This is a genomic window from Kribbella sp. NPDC023855 (genome assembly GCF_040639475.1).
Classification (GTDB): Bacteria; Actinomycetota; Actinomycetes; order Propionibacteriales; family Kribbellaceae; genus Kribbella.
On record NZ_JBFAAA010000011.1, the window covers coordinates 19,231 to 34,543 of the forward strand.

The 15,313-nt window shown below is 68.0% G+C and carries 13 protein-coding genes; 7 read left to right on the forward strand and 6 right to left on the reverse strand.

Annotated features, from left to right (window positions below):
• The first annotated feature begins 72 nt into the window (after positions 1–72).
• On the forward strand, positions 73–666 hold the full coding sequence (locus AB0F51_RS30320) for a TetR family transcriptional regulator (RefSeq protein ID WP_360285381.1): 594 nt from the start codon (positions 73–75) through the stop codon (positions 664–666).
• Here AB0F51_RS30320 and AB0F51_RS30325 read toward each other — a convergent pair.
• Positions 659–1,600 (reverse strand): neutral zinc metallopeptidase, encoded by a 942-nt coding sequence (locus AB0F51_RS30325; RefSeq protein WP_360285383.1) that lies wholly within the window; start codon positions 1,598–1,600, stop codon positions 659–661. The genes AB0F51_RS30320 and AB0F51_RS30325 overlap by 8 nt on opposite strands.
• Before the next feature lie 104 nt (positions 1,601–1,704).
• On the opposite strand from AB0F51_RS30325, the gene AB0F51_RS30330 reads away from it, so the two are divergent.
• On the forward strand, positions 1,705–2,820 hold the full coding sequence (locus AB0F51_RS30330) for an aminotransferase class V-fold PLP-dependent enzyme (RefSeq protein WP_360285384.1): 1,116 nt from the start codon (positions 1,705–1,707) through the stop codon (positions 2,818–2,820).
• A gap of 55 nt (positions 2,821–2,875) precedes the next feature.
• Here AB0F51_RS30330 and AB0F51_RS30335 read toward each other — a convergent pair whose 3' ends face one another.
• Positions 2,876–4,909, reverse strand: a complete 2,034-nt coding sequence (locus AB0F51_RS30335) for a DEAD/DEAH box helicase (protein WP_360285386.1) — start codon at positions 4,907–4,909, stop codon at positions 2,876–2,878.
• 470 nt (positions 4,910–5,379) lie between these two features.
• Here AB0F51_RS30335 and soxR point away from each other — a divergent pair, with 470 nt between their 5' ends.
• The 3 genes from soxR to AB0F51_RS30350 all read left to right on the forward strand — a co-directional run bounded on the left by soxR (position 5,380) and on the right by AB0F51_RS30350 (position 7,235).
• On the forward strand, positions 5,380–5,856 hold the full coding sequence (gene soxR, locus AB0F51_RS30340) for a redox-sensitive transcriptional activator SoxR (protein ID WP_360285388.1): 477 nt from the start codon (positions 5,380–5,382) through the stop codon (positions 5,854–5,856).
• A gap of 153 nt (positions 5,857–6,009) precedes the next feature.
• Positions 6,010–6,645: a snapalysin gene (gene snpA / locus AB0F51_RS30345; protein WP_360285389.1), complete on the forward strand. Its 636-nt coding sequence runs from the start codon at positions 6,010–6,012 to the stop codon at positions 6,643–6,645.
• 77 nt (positions 6,646–6,722) lie between these two features.
• Positions 6,723–7,235 (forward strand): hypothetical protein, encoded by a 513-nt coding sequence (locus tag AB0F51_RS30350; RefSeq protein WP_360285391.1) that lies wholly within the window; start codon positions 6,723–6,725, stop codon positions 7,233–7,235.
• A 154-nt stretch (positions 7,236–7,389) separates the two neighbouring features.
• On the opposite strand, the gene AB0F51_RS30355 is transcribed toward AB0F51_RS30350, so the two are convergent.
• Positions 7,390–8,409, reverse strand: coding sequence for a LacI family DNA-binding transcriptional regulator (locus tag AB0F51_RS30355; protein ID WP_360285393.1), 1,020 nt, complete (start codon positions 8,407–8,409; stop codon positions 7,390–7,392).
• Between the two features lie 223 nt (positions 8,410–8,632).
• On the opposite strand from AB0F51_RS30355, the gene ugpC reads away from it, so the two are divergent.
• Positions 8,633–9,712 carry a sn-glycerol-3-phosphate ABC transporter ATP-binding protein UgpC gene (gene ugpC, locus AB0F51_RS30360; protein WP_360285395.1) on the forward strand — a complete coding sequence of 360 codons (1,080 nt, stop codon included), beginning with the start codon at positions 8,633–8,635 and terminating at the stop codon, positions 9,710–9,712.
• Positions 9,713–9,817: 105 nt separating this feature from the next.
• Here the strand turns inward: ugpC and AB0F51_RS30365 are convergent, their stop codons facing one another.
• Positions 9,818–10,747, reverse strand: a complete 930-nt coding sequence (locus tag AB0F51_RS30365; protein WP_360285396.1) for a glycosyltransferase family 2 protein — start codon at positions 10,745–10,747, stop codon at positions 9,818–9,820.
• A gap of 56 nt (positions 10,748–10,803) precedes the next feature.
• Here AB0F51_RS30365 and AB0F51_RS30370 point away from each other — a divergent pair, with 56 nt between their 5' ends.
• Positions 10,804–13,383 (forward strand): YfhO family protein, encoded by a 2,580-nt coding sequence (locus AB0F51_RS30370; RefSeq protein ID WP_360285397.1) that lies wholly within the window; start codon positions 10,804–10,806, stop codon positions 13,381–13,383.
• On the opposite strand, the gene AB0F51_RS30375 is transcribed toward AB0F51_RS30370, so the two are convergent.
• Together AB0F51_RS30375 and AB0F51_RS30380 are read right to left on the reverse strand one after the other, a co-directional pair.
• The gene (locus tag AB0F51_RS30375; RefSeq protein WP_360285399.1) at positions 13,376–14,359 is read right to left on the reverse strand and encodes an ABC transporter permease subunit; all 984 of its coding nucleotides are present in this window, start codon (positions 14,357–14,359) and stop codon (positions 13,376–13,378) included. The two genes, AB0F51_RS30370 and AB0F51_RS30375, sit on opposite strands and share 8 nt — an antisense overlap.
• Entirely contained in the window at positions 14,356–15,312 is a 957-nt protein-coding gene (locus AB0F51_RS30380) for an ATP-binding cassette domain-containing protein (RefSeq protein WP_360285400.1), read from the reverse strand. The genes AB0F51_RS30375 and AB0F51_RS30380 overlap by 4 nt, the downstream gene beginning before the upstream one ends.
• Position 15,313: the final 1 nt, after the last annotated feature.

Below are 15,313 nucleotides of genomic sequence, written 5' to 3' on the forward strand. Positions count from 1 at the left end.
AGTAGCATCAGGTCAAGAGTCTTGGACGCTTGACCTGGAAGCCGTAGTGTGAGACCGGTCGAGAGGAGATCGATGCCCCGGGTCCCCGCACAGGAGCGGCGTGCCGACCTTGTCCAGGCCGCGATCCAGGTCGCCACCCGGGAAGGTCTGGCCGCCACGACCACCCGCCGGATCGCCCAGGAGCTCGGCATCTCGGTCGGGATCGTGCACTACTGCTTCCGGTCCAAGGAGGAGCTGCTGCACGAGGTGATCCGGGTGATCTCGGACGCTCAGGTGGTGGCGGCCCGCTCGGCGATCACGCCGGGAGGCGATCTGGCCGGCAGCGTGCGCAACGCCTTCCTCGGCTTCTGGCAGCTGGTCGAGTCGACGCCTGAGGAACAGTTGCTCACCTATGAGTTGACCAGCTGGGCCTTGCGTAATGCGGAGACCGAGCCGTTGGCACGGGAGCAACGGGCCAGCCAGCTGGCCGGGATCGAGGCGATCCTGGCGGCCATCTCGGCGGCGACCGAGGTGGAGTGGAAGGTGCCGGCGGAACAGCTCGCGCGGATGACGCTGGCGATCACCGACGGAGTGACGCTGGGCTGGCTGGTCGACCGCGACACGGCGTCCGCAGTACAGGCGCTGGAGACCTTCGCCGACCAGTTGCTGGCGCTGGCGATCAGTTGAGGGACGCGGGCTTGGCGGCGAACGTGTTGCAAGCTGCCGGGTCTGCCGCGTCGAAGCCTGCCCGGGACCAGCGGCTGTGGCTGGTCTTGTTGCCGTGGGTGCGCTTCGGGTTCCACTCGTCACCGCGGTTGCGGACGGTCCACTTCCACTTCAGCAGCCAGGATCCGCGGGCCGGGAAGAACTGCTTGTCGGCGCCGAGGTAGACGCCACTCAGGCAAGAGGCCTGCAGCTCACGCCGGCGACTCTCGAGCAGCTGCATGGTCGTGCTGCTGCTGACCTGCTCACGGAAGTGCGACGCCTGCAGGATGCCGGCCATCGCCTGGACGTGATGCCCGTACTCGTGCGCGATCAGGAACGCCATCGTCGTCCGGGCCCAGAGCGGGTCGTAGGTCGCGTGGTTCTTCAGGTCGTAGTCGGCGCTCATGAAGATGGTGCCGTCGCAGTACACGGCGGTGCTGGTGAGGTCGCAGAACGAGTTGGCCGACTTACCGGCGTACACGACCAGCTTGGGCGGCCGGAACTTGAAGCCGGCCTCGCGTATCACCGGCTCCCAGGACTTGTTCAGGCACGCCAGGAACTCGGTGTAGTAGAGCCTCACCTTGGCCAGCGAGGTCGCTCTGGCCGTCGGCTCCTTGCACCGCGAGGCGGGGATGCGCCCGACCTTGTAGAGCCGGCTCTGCAGCACCGTGCGGTTCTGAATCGCCATCGGTTCCGCCGTTGCGGTCGGCCCGGTCGGCGACGGCGACTCCGGTACTCCGGAAGGCGCGCTCGGGGCGAGCGTCGGGGTGGGGGTGGTCACCGCGGTCGTCGGGGGGACCGTGCCGGTCGTAGGGCGGTCCGACTCGGCCAGCCGGGCGGCGAGCACGCCAGAGCCCGCGGCCACCGCCAGCGCCGCACAGATCAGCACCACACGACCCCAGCGCCCATTCCCCACCGGCAGACCATATCCCGGCGCTGACAACGACTGCCACCACCGGCAACTTTTAGTGACGGAGCCATGGCAGATCGATGCTCGAAGCTACTATGGTGAATCGCACCATGGGGATACATGAGCGGCATCGGCTGACCGAGGTCATCAACGCCAAGGGGACTTTCACGCCGCTCGGGGTCTCGCGCAGCTCAGCCGGAGTGGCTGCCGCCGTCGCCGGGGCACTTCCCGAGTTCTTCGTGATGGACGAGCTCGCCGACCGGGCCAGCGACGCCCTCGCGCACGCGACCGGAGCTCAGGCCGGTGCGATCACGCACTGCACCGCGGCCTCGATCACGCTGGCCGTGGCGGCCGTCATGACCGGTGTCGATCCCGACCGGATCGCGGCGCTGCCGGACACCAGCGACCTGCACGACCACGTCGTCCTGCCCGCTTCGCAGGTCGTCGACTACGGCCAGTCGAACGTGCAGGCGATCCGGCTCTCCGGTGCGTCCGTGACGCTGGCCGGTAGCGAAAAGCGTTGCAGCATTGACGAACTGGACGAAGCACTGGCCGGCCCGGACGTAGCTTGTCTGCTGCTGGTGGCATCGCGACTCGTGCCGGGCGAGGCGATGGACCTGACCGCCGCAGTACGGGCTGCTCATCGGCGTGGCGTACCGGCGATCATCGACGGCGCCGGCCAGTTCCCCCGGGCAGCGGACCTTCTTGCGACGGGGGCGGACGCCGTACTGATCAGTGCGCAGAAGTACCTGGCCGCGCCGACCGCCGGGCTGGTGCTCGGAACGCATCGACTGGTGGCAGCGGTGCGTGCCCAGGGCAAGGGAATCGGGCGCGCGATGAAACCGACGAAGGAAGCGATCGTCGGTGTGCTCGCGGCACTGGAGGAATGGCACGCGATGGATCGGGCCAAGTGGGAGGCCGACCAGGCGGCGAAGGTGCTCGCGTTCGTCAGTGCGGCCAACGAGTTGCCCGGGCTGACTGCCGAAGTACTGCCTGATCCGACTGGTCTGCCGCTGTCGCGCGCGCTGCTGACGGTGTCCGGCGGAATCGATGCCACAACACTGGCCGCCGAGTTGCAGGCCGGTACGCCGCCGATCTACGTCGAGACGGCGCACGCGCTGGACGGCCGGCTCGTCTTCGAACTGGTCCCGCTCGACGCGGACGAGCTCGAGATCATCCTGACCCGGCTGGCAATGGAGCTGCAGGCAACGGAAAAGGGCGAGTAGGCAAGCAAAAACCCCGGCGACCGTTGCCGGCCACCGGGGTTCTGTTCACGCTGGATCAGCGGTAGGTCTTGTTGCCGCCTTCGTAGCGGTTGCTACCACCCTCGGAACGGCGCGGGCCGCTGCCCGAGCGCTCCGGACGACGGCTGCCACCGCTGGCGCCACGGCCCTGGTAACCGCCGCTGCCACCACCGAAGCGCTTGCCGCCGCGGTTGAACCCGCCGCCGCCACGCGTCGGCTTCGGCGCGGGCAGCTTGACCGGGTAGCCCGACGGCTTGGTGCCGCCGGTCAGCTCGGTCACCAGACCGTCACCCGGACGGGCGCGGACCGGCTCGGTGGCGACACCGGCCGACTCGGCCATCCGGATCATGCCCCGGCGCTGGTGCGGCAGGAGCAGCGTGACGACCGCGCCCTTGCCACCGGCGCGCGCGGTACGACCGGCGCGGTGCAGGTAGTCCTTGTGCTCGGCCGGCGGGTCAGCCTGGACGACCAGGCCGACGTCGTCGACGTGGATACCGCGAGCCGCGACATCCGTGGCGACCAGCACCGGGACCGAACCGTCCTTGAACTGGTCCAGCGTCCGGTTCCGGGCGCCCTGGGTCAGGCCGCCGTGCAGCGCCGCGGCCATCACGCCACGGTCGCGCAGCTGGGTGGCGACACGGTCGGCGCCCAGCTTGGTCCGGACGAACACGATGGTGCGGCCGTCGCGGCTGGCCAGCTCAGCCGTCAGCGACTGCTTGTGACCCGGCTCGATGACGAGCAGGTGGTGCTCCATCGTGGAGACGGTGGCCTGGCCGGACTCGGTCGAGTGCGTGACCGGGTCCTTCAGGTAGGTCTTCACGATCTTGTCGACGTCGTTGTCCAGCGTCGCCGAGAAGAGCAGCCGCTGACCTTCCGGCGGCGTCATGTCGAGCAGCGTGGTGACGGCGGGCATGAAGCCCATGTCGCACATGTGGTCGGCCTCGTCGAGCACGGCCACCTCGACCGCGCCCAGGTCGGCAGCGCCCTGCTCACACAGGTCGATCAGCCGGCCGGGGGTGGCGATCAGCAGGTCGACGCCGCGACGCAGCGCGTCGATCTGCTTCGGGTAGGGCAGACCGCCGGCGATCAGCTTGATCGAGACACCCATCACGTGGGCGAGCGGCTCGAGCGCGTCGTGCACCTGCATGGCGAGCTCACGGGTCGGCACCAGCACCATGCCGCGCGGACGGCGCGACTCGGTGTGGCCGCCGGCCAGCCGCATCAGCGTCGGCAGACCGAAGCCGAGCGTCTTGCCCGAACCGGTCTGACCGCGGCCGAGCACGTCCTTGCCGGCCAGCGCGTCCGGGATGGTGGCTTCCTGGATCGGGAACGGCGTGGTGATGCCGTCCTTCGCCATCCGCTGCACCAGCCGCGGGGCGAGCCCGAGCGCCGCGAAGCCATTGCCCTCGGCAACCTCGCCGAGGTCCTCGATCGGCTCGAACTTGCGCTCGGGGCGGTCGTAGGCACGGTCGCCGCGGTCGTAGTTGCGGGCCGGACGGTCGCGGTCGAAACCACGGCTGTCGCGGTCGCCACGGTCGAAGCTGCGGGCCGGACGGTCGTCGCGGTCGAAGCTGCGGGCCGGGCGGTCGTCGCGGTCGAAGGTGCGCGCCGGGCCGTCGTCACGAGCGGGGCGGTCGTCACGGGCCGGGCGGTCGAAACCGCGGCTGTCCCGGTCGTTGCTCCGGAAGGCCGGCTTGTCCGAGGAGCCCTGGTAGCTGCTCTTCGGGTACGACGACGTCGGCTGGGTGCTCTTCGGGTAGGAAGAACGGTTGTCGCTGCCACGGCTGGGGGTCCGCTCGGCGCGGTAGCCCTTCACCGGGGCGTCACGGCGCTCGCCACGGCTGCCGCGGTCGGAGTACTGCGAGGGGCCGCCGCGCCGCTCGGGGGCGGGGGCAACCTTCTCGACCCGGGCGGAGCTGCGCTCGGTACCGGGGGTGCTGGGTGCATCGAGTTCGGCGGCCATCCGCTCGCCGTACGACTGGCTCTGGAACTTCTTGTGCCGCGGCTTCTTCCGGTCGGCGGCCTCGTTGCCGTCGGCGGGTACAAACTGGTCCTGGTGGTGCTGGGACACGCAATCTCTCTCTCAACGTCACGGACGGATGCCGGATCGGAGCCGCACGGGAGCACCGGCCACAAGCTTCGCAGAGTTCACTGCACTGGCCGGTCATCGTGCTGGGCAGGAGATTAGGCATCGACCTGCGGGTGCTATCGCGTTGCACCCATCTTCGCCGGTGGTCCATCAGCGGGATGCTGAAACCGACGGGTCGGAGCGCCTGGGGAATGCTCTGGTGACGCGATCGCGCACCGACGCCGAAAAGTATACCCCGAATCGGCTCGCGCCCTGACCACACCCACTCAGGCGACCTCGACCCCGGGCGTTCGTCGCCCGCGAAGGGTGGAGAAGGCAGGCTGTCGAGCGAGCACCGGGGTTGGCGCCTCGCAGTACTGGGATGAATGCCTGCACTGTGCTCAGTGAGGCGTGACTGACTCGACATGCTCAAGTTCGCTTCAGCTCTTGTGCGGGCGTCCTAGGGTGAAGGTATGGCGGAGGAGACCATTCCCAGCAAGGACCACTGGCTGTCGATCGGGGAGATCGCGCACCGCTCCGGAGTCGCCTCGTCGGCCTTGCGGTTCTACGAGGACCAGGGCCTGATCACCTCCCGGCGGACCGCCGGGAACCAGCGGCAGTACCTGCGCAGTACGTTGCGCCGGATCGCCTTCATCCAGGCCGCCCAGCGAGTCGGCCTGGCGCTGGCCGAGATCAAGGCGGCGCTGGACTCACTGCCCGACGACCGTACTCCGACCCGCTCCGACTGGAGCCGGCTGTCGAAGTCGTGGCGCGGCCGGCTGGACGAGCGGATCGCCGAGCTCGAGCGGCTGCGCGACGACCTGGACGGCTGCATCGGTTGCGGCTGCCTGAGCCTGCAACGCTGCAACCTCTACAACAAGGCCGACCGGCTGGCCGAACGTGGACCGGGTGCCCGCATTCTGAACGTCGGCATACCCAGCGAGTTATGACGGTCATAGAGCCGGCGTCGGAGAACGAGGGTTAACCCCCGAGTTCTTCCCGATCTGGTGCGGTTTTCTTCACCGCTTGGCAACATCCCGGTCTGTAGCGATCAGTAATCCACTGGTCGCTTTCCGCCACAGACCCGGAGTGAGGCCCTCCCCATGTCGCATCGCCGTCTCCTGACTTCCCTGACCGGGCTGGCAGCAGCCGCCGCCCTCGCCGTACCGGCGTACGCCGCCGCCCCCAGCACAACCGCCACGCCCACCACCATCGCGAAGTACACCGGATCACCCCAGGACGAGGCCGCCACCAAGGCGTTCTACGAAGCGGTGATGAAGTCGGCCCGCGCGAAGCAGGCCCAGCAGGCCAAGGCGGGCAGGAAGGCCACCGCGGTCACCGTCACCTACGCGGTCGACGCCCCGACCTTCGCATCCCAGATCGCTTCCAGTACGTCGATCTGGAACTCCTCGGTCAGCAACGTGAAACTCGTTGAGGGCAGCAACTACGACTTCTACTACACCGAGGGCAACGACTCGCGTGGGTCTTATGCCTCGACCGACGGCCACGGCGGCGGCTACATCTTCCTGGACTACGCCCAGAACCAGCAGTACGACTCCCTCCGCGTAACCGCCCACGAAACCGGCCACGTCCTAGGTCTCCCAGACCACTACTCCGGCCCCTGCTCCGAACTGATGTCCGGCGGCGGCCCCGGCCCCTCCTGCACCAACCCCAACCCAGACGCCACCGAACGCGCCAAGGTCAACACCCTCTGGTCCAACGGCTTCACCAAGCCCTGACCCCACCCAGCCGGCTGCGCCCGCCCCCGCAGCCGGCTGTTTGACCTTCAAGTCGCTTGAACGCTGACGCTGGCCAGATGCCAACCAATACAGCCGCCGCTTCCGATCCGACCATGGAAGCCATCACCCAGGCAGTCGCAGAAGGCCGGTCGGGCGGCGTCATCTCAGCCCGCGACAAATTCCTGGCTCTGTGGTCGACCATCGGCGTCACCGGCGACCCACTCCACCGCTGCACCCTGGCCCACTACCTAGCCGACCTTTACGAAGACCCGGCGCAAGCTCTCGCCTGGGACATCCGTGCCTTGGACGCCGCCGACGCGATCACCGAACAACGCACCCAGTCCCACCACCCCGACCTCCACATCGCCGGCTTCTACCCCTCCCTGCACCTCAACCTCGCCGACAACTACCGCCGCCTCAGCTCCTTCGAAGCAGCCACCACCCACATCACCGCCGCGCAGTCCCACTCCCACCACCTCCCCCAAGACGCCTACGGCACCCTCCTCCACACCGCCATCCAAGAAGTAACCACCGCCATAACCCACCAAAACCCCACCCCACGCCCCACCGCCCCGTCCCCCACAACCTGACCCCGCCCCGGGGAGGCTATGTGCTGTGAACCCTGCTCGCCCTAGGCCGAGGCCCACGCCACCCCCAGCGCGCGGCACTTCCCCAGCCAGCACAGGCCTGGCGCACTGTTTTTTGTTTTGTTGTTGCTTTTTTGCAGTTGCTGGAGTTGTTGGGCTAGCGGTGGGGGCCGGTGGTGTTGCGGACTACTAGTTCTGGGCGGAAGAGGAATTCTGTGTGGGGGGTGGTGTGGCCGCGGACTTCTTCGAGGAGGGATTGGACGGCGGCCAGGGCCATGGCGTTGACGGGTTGGCGGATGGTGGTCATGGGGGGATCGGTGAACTCCATCATGGGGGCGTCGTCGTAGCCGACTACTGAGAGGTCGGTGGGGACGGCCAGGCCGCGTTGGCGGGCGGCTCGGATGACGCCTAGGGCCATCATGTCGGAGCCGCAGACGACCGCACTGACGCCTACGTCTAGGAGGCGCTGGGCTGCTGCGTGGCCGCCTTCTACGCCGAACATGCTCAGTTCGATCAGTTCGTCCAGGTCGGAGTCAGCCAGGCCGAGTTGGGCCTTCATGGTGGTGCGGTAGCCGGCGAGTTTGCGCTTCACCACCGTGAAGCGTTCGGGGCCGGAGGCGAAGCCGATGCGTTGGTGGCCTAGGTCAACCAGGTGGGAGACGGCCAGTTCCATCGCGGCGTACTCGTCGGAGGAGACGAAGGGGGCCTCGACGCCGGGGAGCCAGCCGTTGACGAAGACGACGGGGAGGTGGCGTTCGACCAGGGACTGGTACCGGCCGTGGTCGGCGCCGGTGTCGGCGTGCAGGCCGGAGACGAAGATGATGCCGGAGACGCCGCGCTCGAGCAGCATCTCGACGTACTCCTCCTCGCTGGCACCCGACGGCGACTGGGTGCACAGCACCGGAGTGAAGCCGCGTTGCGACAGGGCCGACTCGATCACCTGGGCGAAGGCGGGGAAGATCGGGTTGATCAGCTCCGGCATCACCAGGCCGATCAGCCCGGCCGAGCGGCGCCGCAGCCGGGTCGGGCGTTCGAAGCCGAGGACGTCGAGGGCGGTCAGGACCGCCTGTCTGGTCTCCTCCGCGACGCCTGGCTTGCCGTTCAGTACCCGGGACACCGTTGCTTCGCTGACGCCGGCCTTGACCGCGATGTCGGCCAGCCTCGCTCTACTGCTCACGGCGGCACCTTACCCATCGGTCACTGAACTTGCAGCAAGATGTTGCAAGAAATTGCAGGGCCGTTCTGCGCAGAAGTGTCCAGCAGGTGAACACAACGGACATCTCACACCCGGTAAACCTTGTCAGGAGCTGCCGCTCAAGTCAGGATGGGCGCACCCCCGCCCGGGGGCCTTTACTCGGATCGTCCGGCACGTTCCTGCCGGTGAAGGAAGGTACACAGTCATGGCTACTGTCTCGTTCAAGGCGGCATCCCGGGTCTACCCCGGTTCTGAGAAGCCCGCCGTCGACAAGCTCAACCTCGAGATCGAGGACGGCGAGTTCATGGTCCTCGTCGGCCCGTCCGGTTGCGGCAAGTCCACCTCGCTCCGGATGCTCGCCGGCCTCGAAGAGGTCAACGAGGGCTCCATCTACATCGGCGACCGCGACGTCACCCACCGCCCGCCGAAAGAGCGGGACATCGCGATGGTGTTCCAGAACTACGCCCTGTACCCGCACATGTCGGTCGCGGACAACATGGGCTTCGCGCTGAAGATGCAGGGTGTCTCCAAGGAGGACCGCGCCAAGCGGGTCCAGGAGGCCGCCAAGCTGCTCGGCCTGGAGGAGTACCTCGACCGCAAGCCGAAGGCGCTTTCCGGTGGTCAGCGTCAGCGGGTCGCGATGGGTCGCGCCATCGTGCGTAACCCGCAGGTCTTCCTGATGGACGAGCCGCTGTCGAACCTCGACGCCAAGCTCCGCGTCCAGACTCGTACCCAGATCGCCGAGCTGCAGCAGCGTCTCGGCGTCACCACCGTCTACGTCACCCACGACCAGGTCGAGGCCATGACGATGGGCGACCGGGTCGCGGTGCTCAAGGACGGTCTGCTCCAGCAGGTCGACACCCCGCTGAACCTGTACGACAACCCGAAGAACCTGTTCGTGGCCGGCTTCATCGGCTCGCCCGCGATGAACCTGCTGACCGGCGACCTGGTCGAGGGCGGCGTCAAGCTCGGCGACTACACCGTCCCGGTGTCGCGCGACATCCTGGCCAAGGCCGGTAACGACAAGACCGTCTCGATCGGCGTCCGTCCGGAGGCCTTCAAGGTCTCCGACAACGGCCTGCCGGTGCACGTCGCCGTGATCGAGGAGCTCGGCGCTGACGCGTTCCTCTACGGCACCGCCGAGCACGACGGCAACCACCAGCAGATCGTGGCCAAGATCGGCGCCCGGATGAACGTCGAGAAGGGCTCGCTGATCCACCTGGAGGCCCAGCCGGACAAGCTGCACCTGTTCTCGTCTTCCACCGAGGAGCGCCTCACCGCCTGATTCCCAGGTCCCGTACTACGGACGCCGGCCCCGGAGCGACTCGTTCGCTCCGGGGCCGGCGTTTGCGTCAGGACCGCGTTGCGCCGCGGACCGGCGTCGGGCGGCTCAGTTCCGCGGGGTCAGGTTGGTGTCCTTGACCAAATAGTGCGGCCGCTGCTTGGTCTCGTAGTAGATCCGGCCGATGTACTCGCCGATCAGCCCGAGCATCATCATCTGCAACCCGCCGAGCCCGGTGATCGCGGCGATCAGCGTGACGTACCCGGGCATCTCCACGCCCTGCGTCGCCGCCACCACGATCACCCAGATCGCGTAGACCACCGCGACCAGGGTCAGCATCATGCCGATGTAGATCGCCACCCGCAGCGGCTTGTTGTTGAACGACAGCAACCCGTCCAGCCCGTACTCGAACAGCTTGCGGAACGACCACCGGCTCCCGCCGTTCTCACGCTGCACGTTCTCGTACTCGAAGATGACCGAGTCGAACCCGATCCAGGCGAACAGCCCCTTGGAAAACCGGTTGTTCTCCCCCAGCTCGAGCAGCCCGTCGACCGCGCGCCGCGACAGCAGCCGGAAGTCGCCGACTCCGTCGACGAGTTCGACATCGGCCCAGTGATTGATCAGCCGGTAATAGGCCCGGGCGAGCAGCGTCCTGGTGGCCGGGTCACCGGCCCGGGTCCGCCGGGCGATCACCTGGTCGAAACCGTGGCCGTGGAGCTCGACCAGCCGGCCGATCAGCTCGGGTGGGTGCTGCAGATCGGCGTCCATCACGATCACCGCGTCGCCACTGGAGTGCCGCAGGCCGGCGAGCATGGCGGCTTCCTTGCCGAAGTTCCGGCTGAACGAAAGGTAGCGCACGCTCGGGTCAGCGTTGGCGATCTCGATCAGGGCGTCGAAAGTGCCGTCGGTACTGCCGTCATCGACGTAGATGATCTCGTACGACGCACCGGTACCGGCCAGTTCCCGACGGACAGTCTCGTGGAACCGGGCGATCCCGTCTGCCTCGTTGAAACAGGGAACTACCAGCGTCAGCCGCATTGCACTCCAGGGGAGATCGACCACCTGGCGAGGAGTGTAGCCTGGCGCCCGGACCGTTGAACCGCCCGCACTTCCCGGAGGACAACCCTTTGCAGTCGGTGCACGAGGCAACCGTCAACGGCACTCCTCCGCGCGGCAAGCCGGCGGCGCTGGTTGCCGGGCTGGTGGCTGCGGCCGGGTTCGTCGTGGCGGGGATGATCCGCGGGACGTATCCGTTCGGCCCGGCGTCGCGGAGTACGAACGACCTCGGGGCACAGTATGTCCCGTTCTTCGCCCATTTCTGGGACATCCTGACCGGGAACGCCCAGGGCGACCTGTTGTTCAACTGGCAGAGCGCGTTCGGGGTCGGGTTCCTCGGCGACTACGGGGTCGATCTCAGCAGTCCGTTGTCGTTCCTGGTGGTGCTGTTCCCGCGCGACGACATTGATCTCGCGGTGTTCGTCATCACCACCCTGAAGCTCGCGTTGGCTGCGGCCGCGATGGCAGCGCTGCTGATCCGGATGCGACCGGGTCCGTGGTGGCTGGCGGCGGCCCTCGGCGCGTCGTACGGGCTGTGTGGGTGGGCGATCGATGACGCTGCCTACGTCCCGATGTGGCTCGACGGCCTGATCGCGTTGCCGATGTTCTGCCTCGTTGCGGAGTGGTCACTCCAGCGCAAGCACCGAACGATCAGTGTCCTCGTGGTCGCCGTGTTCTGGGTGTCGAACTTCTACACCGCTTACATGGCGACGATCGCGGCCGGGCTGTTCCTGGTGGCTCGCCTGCTGACCAGCGAGCAGGGCTGGCTCGACCGATTGCGCGGAGTACTGCGCCATGCCCTCGTGACCGTGCTCGGCCTGGCATTGTCGGCCCCCATCCTCATCCCGGTCTTCAAGGCGAACGGCCTGGCCGCTCCCTCCCCTCCCGGCGTCTTCGTCCCTGTTCCGCTGGAGAACTTCTTCGCGCGACTCCTCCCCCTCTCTGAAGGCGTAGGCCGAAGCGCCAGCCTGTACGTCGGTACCGCGGCCCTGCTCCTGGCCGCGACGCTGCCCTTCAACTCAGCGGTCAAAGCGGTCACCCGGATCACCTGGACCCTTCTGGCCGTCCTCGTCACCGCCTCGTTCCTCTGGACGCCGACGCACGAGATCTGGCACGGCTTCGACTCCCCGAACGGAAGCCAGTACCGGCAGGGCTTCGTTCTCTGCGGCATTCTCGTGATCGCCGCCTGGTTGTCGGTCGCCGACCGCATTCCCAACTGGAAGGCGTTGGCCGGCGGTACCGCCATCGTGGTCACGCTCGCCATCCTGACCCAGAACAGTCCCCTGCTGACCAACGGCAGCATCATCGTCCTCGCGTGCTCGGGCGTCCTCATCCTGCTGGCGCTCCTGGCCGTCCAGTACGCCGGCCGCCCGCACCTGGTCGCGCTCATCTCCAGCGTCGTGGTCATCGCGGCGGTCGGCGTGGAACTCACCTGGACCGCGGTGGTCGTCGACGAGCAGCGCTCCAAGGTTCTGAGCGCCGCCGCACCACCCTGGGGATCACACCAGAGCGAGCTGGCCGACAAGGTCCGTGAGGCCTCCGACTGGCCGCAGTACCGGACTGATCCTGGGACGAAGCAGACGCCCAATGATCCTTTGCTGCTGGGCGGTCAAGGCGGCGGGTACTACAGCAGCCTGCTTCCTGCGAGCCTGAACCGCACATTCACCGACCTCGGCTTCGGCTGGGTCGGGTACGGACGCGCTTCGCATTCGCTCGACAACGCCGTGACGGACGCGATCTTCGCAGTCGGTGCCCGGCTCGACAACGACACCATCCGACGGGCCGAGGCCCTGCCGCTGGTCACCGTGCATCCCGAGCCGCCCGCCGACGCGCCCCAGCCCGACAACGCTTTCGCCTTCCAGGAAAGGCTTCTGGGCGCGAAGGTGTACGACGTACCGGAGTACAGGGGGCGCCGCACCGCTACGCCAGGTGTGGTTTCGCTGACCGCGCAGTGCCCGGTCGGCTCGTCGGTCCATCTCATCCTGCCCCGGGTCACGGGGAGGGCGCGGCTTGGTCAGTACGGCGAATGGAAGGAGTTCTCCGCACCGCGGCGGCCCGGTATCACCACGAGCAGCGCGATGCTGGAGCTCGGGTCGACGCCCGGGAGCGGAGTAGTTGCCATCGAGCTCGAGATCGTCGCCTCGTCGGGACGGCTCCCGATGACCGGGGCGATCGGTTGTCTCGACCAGGCCAAGCTGAGGGCCGCGATTGCCGAACGGCGCGCGTCGGGCGCCACCAAGGTGAAGACCGGCGGCCACTCGATCGTGGCAACGCTGAAGCCCGACAGCACCGGACTCGCGGTGGTCTCCGTACCGCGCGTGCCGGGCTGGCGCTGCTCGGTCGATGGCGGCAAGGCGCAGGAGCCCACCGAGTTCGGAGGACTCCTGGCTGTGAAGCTGCCCGGGCCTAGCAAGAGGCTGAGCTGCGGCTACCGGCCGCCAGGCCTGGAAGTCGGCCTGGCAGCCGGCGCAGGCGCCGCCCTGATCACCCTTGCGCTGCTACTGATCCCGGTACTCCGGCGGCGCCGTCGCAAGCTGGCGCAGACCCAGCAGACCCAGCAGACCGAGCAGCCGGAGCAGCCGAGGCAGCCGGAAGAGGCAGAGCAGCCCGCTAGTTGACGTCGCGCCGCCGGAAGACCAGCGCCCCGAGCAGCACCAGCGCCACGGTGGCGATGCTGAGGTACCAGGCGCCGTGCTCGAACGACAAGTGCTTCTCGATCATGTTGCAGGTGTAGTTACCGCCTCCGCCGTCACATTCTTCGACGAAGTACTTCGCTCCGTGGCCGATGAACGCGTCGAAGTTGAGCCTGATCAGCCAGGGCTGGGTCTGCACCAGGAAGCCGCCGAACACGGCCTCGACGATGACGACGTAGCCCATCACCAGCCCGATCGCCGCCGCCGTGTGCCGGAGCAACAGCCCGACCACGCCACCGAGCGCCGCTCCGACCGCCGTCATCAGCACTATCCGGCCGGCCCGCTCGAACAGGTCACCCCAGACCTCGCCCGTCGTACTGGCCGTGGTCCCGTAGTGGTCGACGATCAAATAGGTCCCGAGCATCAGGATCGCGGTGATCCCGATCGCCACCGGCACCAGACCGATCGCGGCGCCGGCCAGTTTGCTGCCGTAGACCCGCAGGCGGCGCGGCTCGAACGTCAGCCAGTTGCCGATCGACCCACTGCTGAACTCGGCGCCGACGAAGCTCGCCCCGATCAGGAACGCGATGAACACCAGCAGGTACGACGTGCCCTGGAGCAGGCTCGGCATCAGCTCGGCGAACACCGTCTGCGGCTTGCCGAACTGCTCGAGCGTCGGCGGTCCCGGGCAGAACTCCTTGAGCGGAGGCTTCGGATCGGGCGACGAGGCATAGGAGGCCTCACACTCCTTCTGGTACTGCGCGCCGTTCAGCTTCCAGTCCTTCTGCGCCTCCTCGAAGTAGGTCTGGGCCTGGCGTTGCTCGGCCGCCGAGAGCGGCCGGGCCTCGCGCCAGGTGGCGAACAGCAGGAACGCGGTGATGATCAGCACCGCGGCGACGCCGATGACGGTCAGTCGGCGGGCGACCAGCCGGCGGAGCTCGACCCCGGTGAGCCGGATCACTGGTCGCCTCCCAGGCCCTCGTCGGCGGTCAGTTCCAGGAAGACCGACTCCAGGTCGGCACGGACCGGGACCAGCTCGGACACGTACAGCTCCTGCTGGGCCAGGCGCTTCGTCACGTCGGCCGGATGCTCGGCGCCGTCGACGAGGAGATACTTGCCTTCGGCCCGTACCGACAGTCCGGCGGCGGTCAGGATCGTGGTCGCTCGCTCCTGGTTGGCCGCGTACTCCCCGGCCAAGGTGTCCAGGGCCACCTTCACGGTCGCCTTGCCGCTGCCACCGATCACCTCGGCAACGGTGCCCGAGGCAAGCAACCGGCCGTGGCCGATGATCGAGACGGTGTCCGCGACCTGCTCCACCTCGGCGAGGATGTGGCTGCTGACCAGGACCGTCCGGCCCTGCTCGCCCAGCCGGCGCATGGTCTCGCGGATCTCCCGGATACCGGCCGGGTCGAGGCCGTTGGTCGGCTCGTCGAAGATCAGCAGGTCGGGCTCCTTGAGCAGGGTGGCGGCGATCGCCAGCCGCTGCTTCATGCCGAGCGAGTAGGTCTTGAACCGGTCCTTGCCCCGCTCTTTCAGCGAGGTCTGTTCGAGCACGTCGCCGACCCGTTGGCGGGGCGCCCCGATCGCGTCCGCGAGCAGTTCGAGGTTCTTGCGGCCGCTGAAGGCGGGGAAGAACTTCGGCGACTCGACGATCGCGCCGACCCGGCCGACGACGTCGGGCAACCGGTCCGGCACCACCTGGTCGAACACGGTCATCGTGCCGGCGTCGGCCCGGACCAGGCCGAGCAGCATCCGGATCGAGGTGGTCTTGCCGGAACCGTTCGGCCCGAGGAAGCCGTGCACCCCACCGATCGGCACCTCCAGGTCCAGACCCTGGACCGCGACCACGCGTTTGCCCCGCCGGGTCCGATATGTCTTCCGCAGCGCCTGCGTACGGATCGCCAGGTCGGGCATG

Coding starts and splice junctions, on each gene's coding strand:
- snpA (WP_360285389.1), top strand. CDS start 6,010: ATGTCGCATCGCCGTCTCCTGACTTCCCTGACCGGGCTGGCAGCAGCC.
- AB0F51_RS30365 (WP_360285396.1), bottom strand. CDS start 10,747: ATGCGGCTGACGCTGGTAGTTCCCTGTTTCAACGAGGCAGACGGGATC.
- AB0F51_RS30380 (WP_360285400.1), bottom strand. CDS start 15,312: ATGCCCGACCTGGCGATCCGTACGCAGGCGCTGCGGAAGACATATCGG.
- AB0F51_RS30350 (WP_360285391.1), top strand. CDS start 6,723: ATGCCAACCAATACAGCCGCCGCTTCCGATCCGACCATGGAAGCCATC.
- AB0F51_RS30320 (WP_360285381.1), top strand. CDS start 73: ATGCCCCGGGTCCCCGCACAGGAGCGGCGTGCCGACCTTGTCCAGGCC.
- AB0F51_RS30330 (WP_360285384.1), top strand. CDS start 1,705: ATGGGGATACATGAGCGGCATCGGCTGACCGAGGTCATCAACGCCAAG.
- ugpC (WP_360285395.1), top strand. CDS start 8,633: ATGGCTACTGTCTCGTTCAAGGCGGCATCCCGGGTCTACCCCGGTTCT.
- soxR (WP_360285388.1), top strand. CDS start 5,380: ATGGCGGAGGAGACCATTCCCAGCAAGGACCACTGGCTGTCGATCGGG.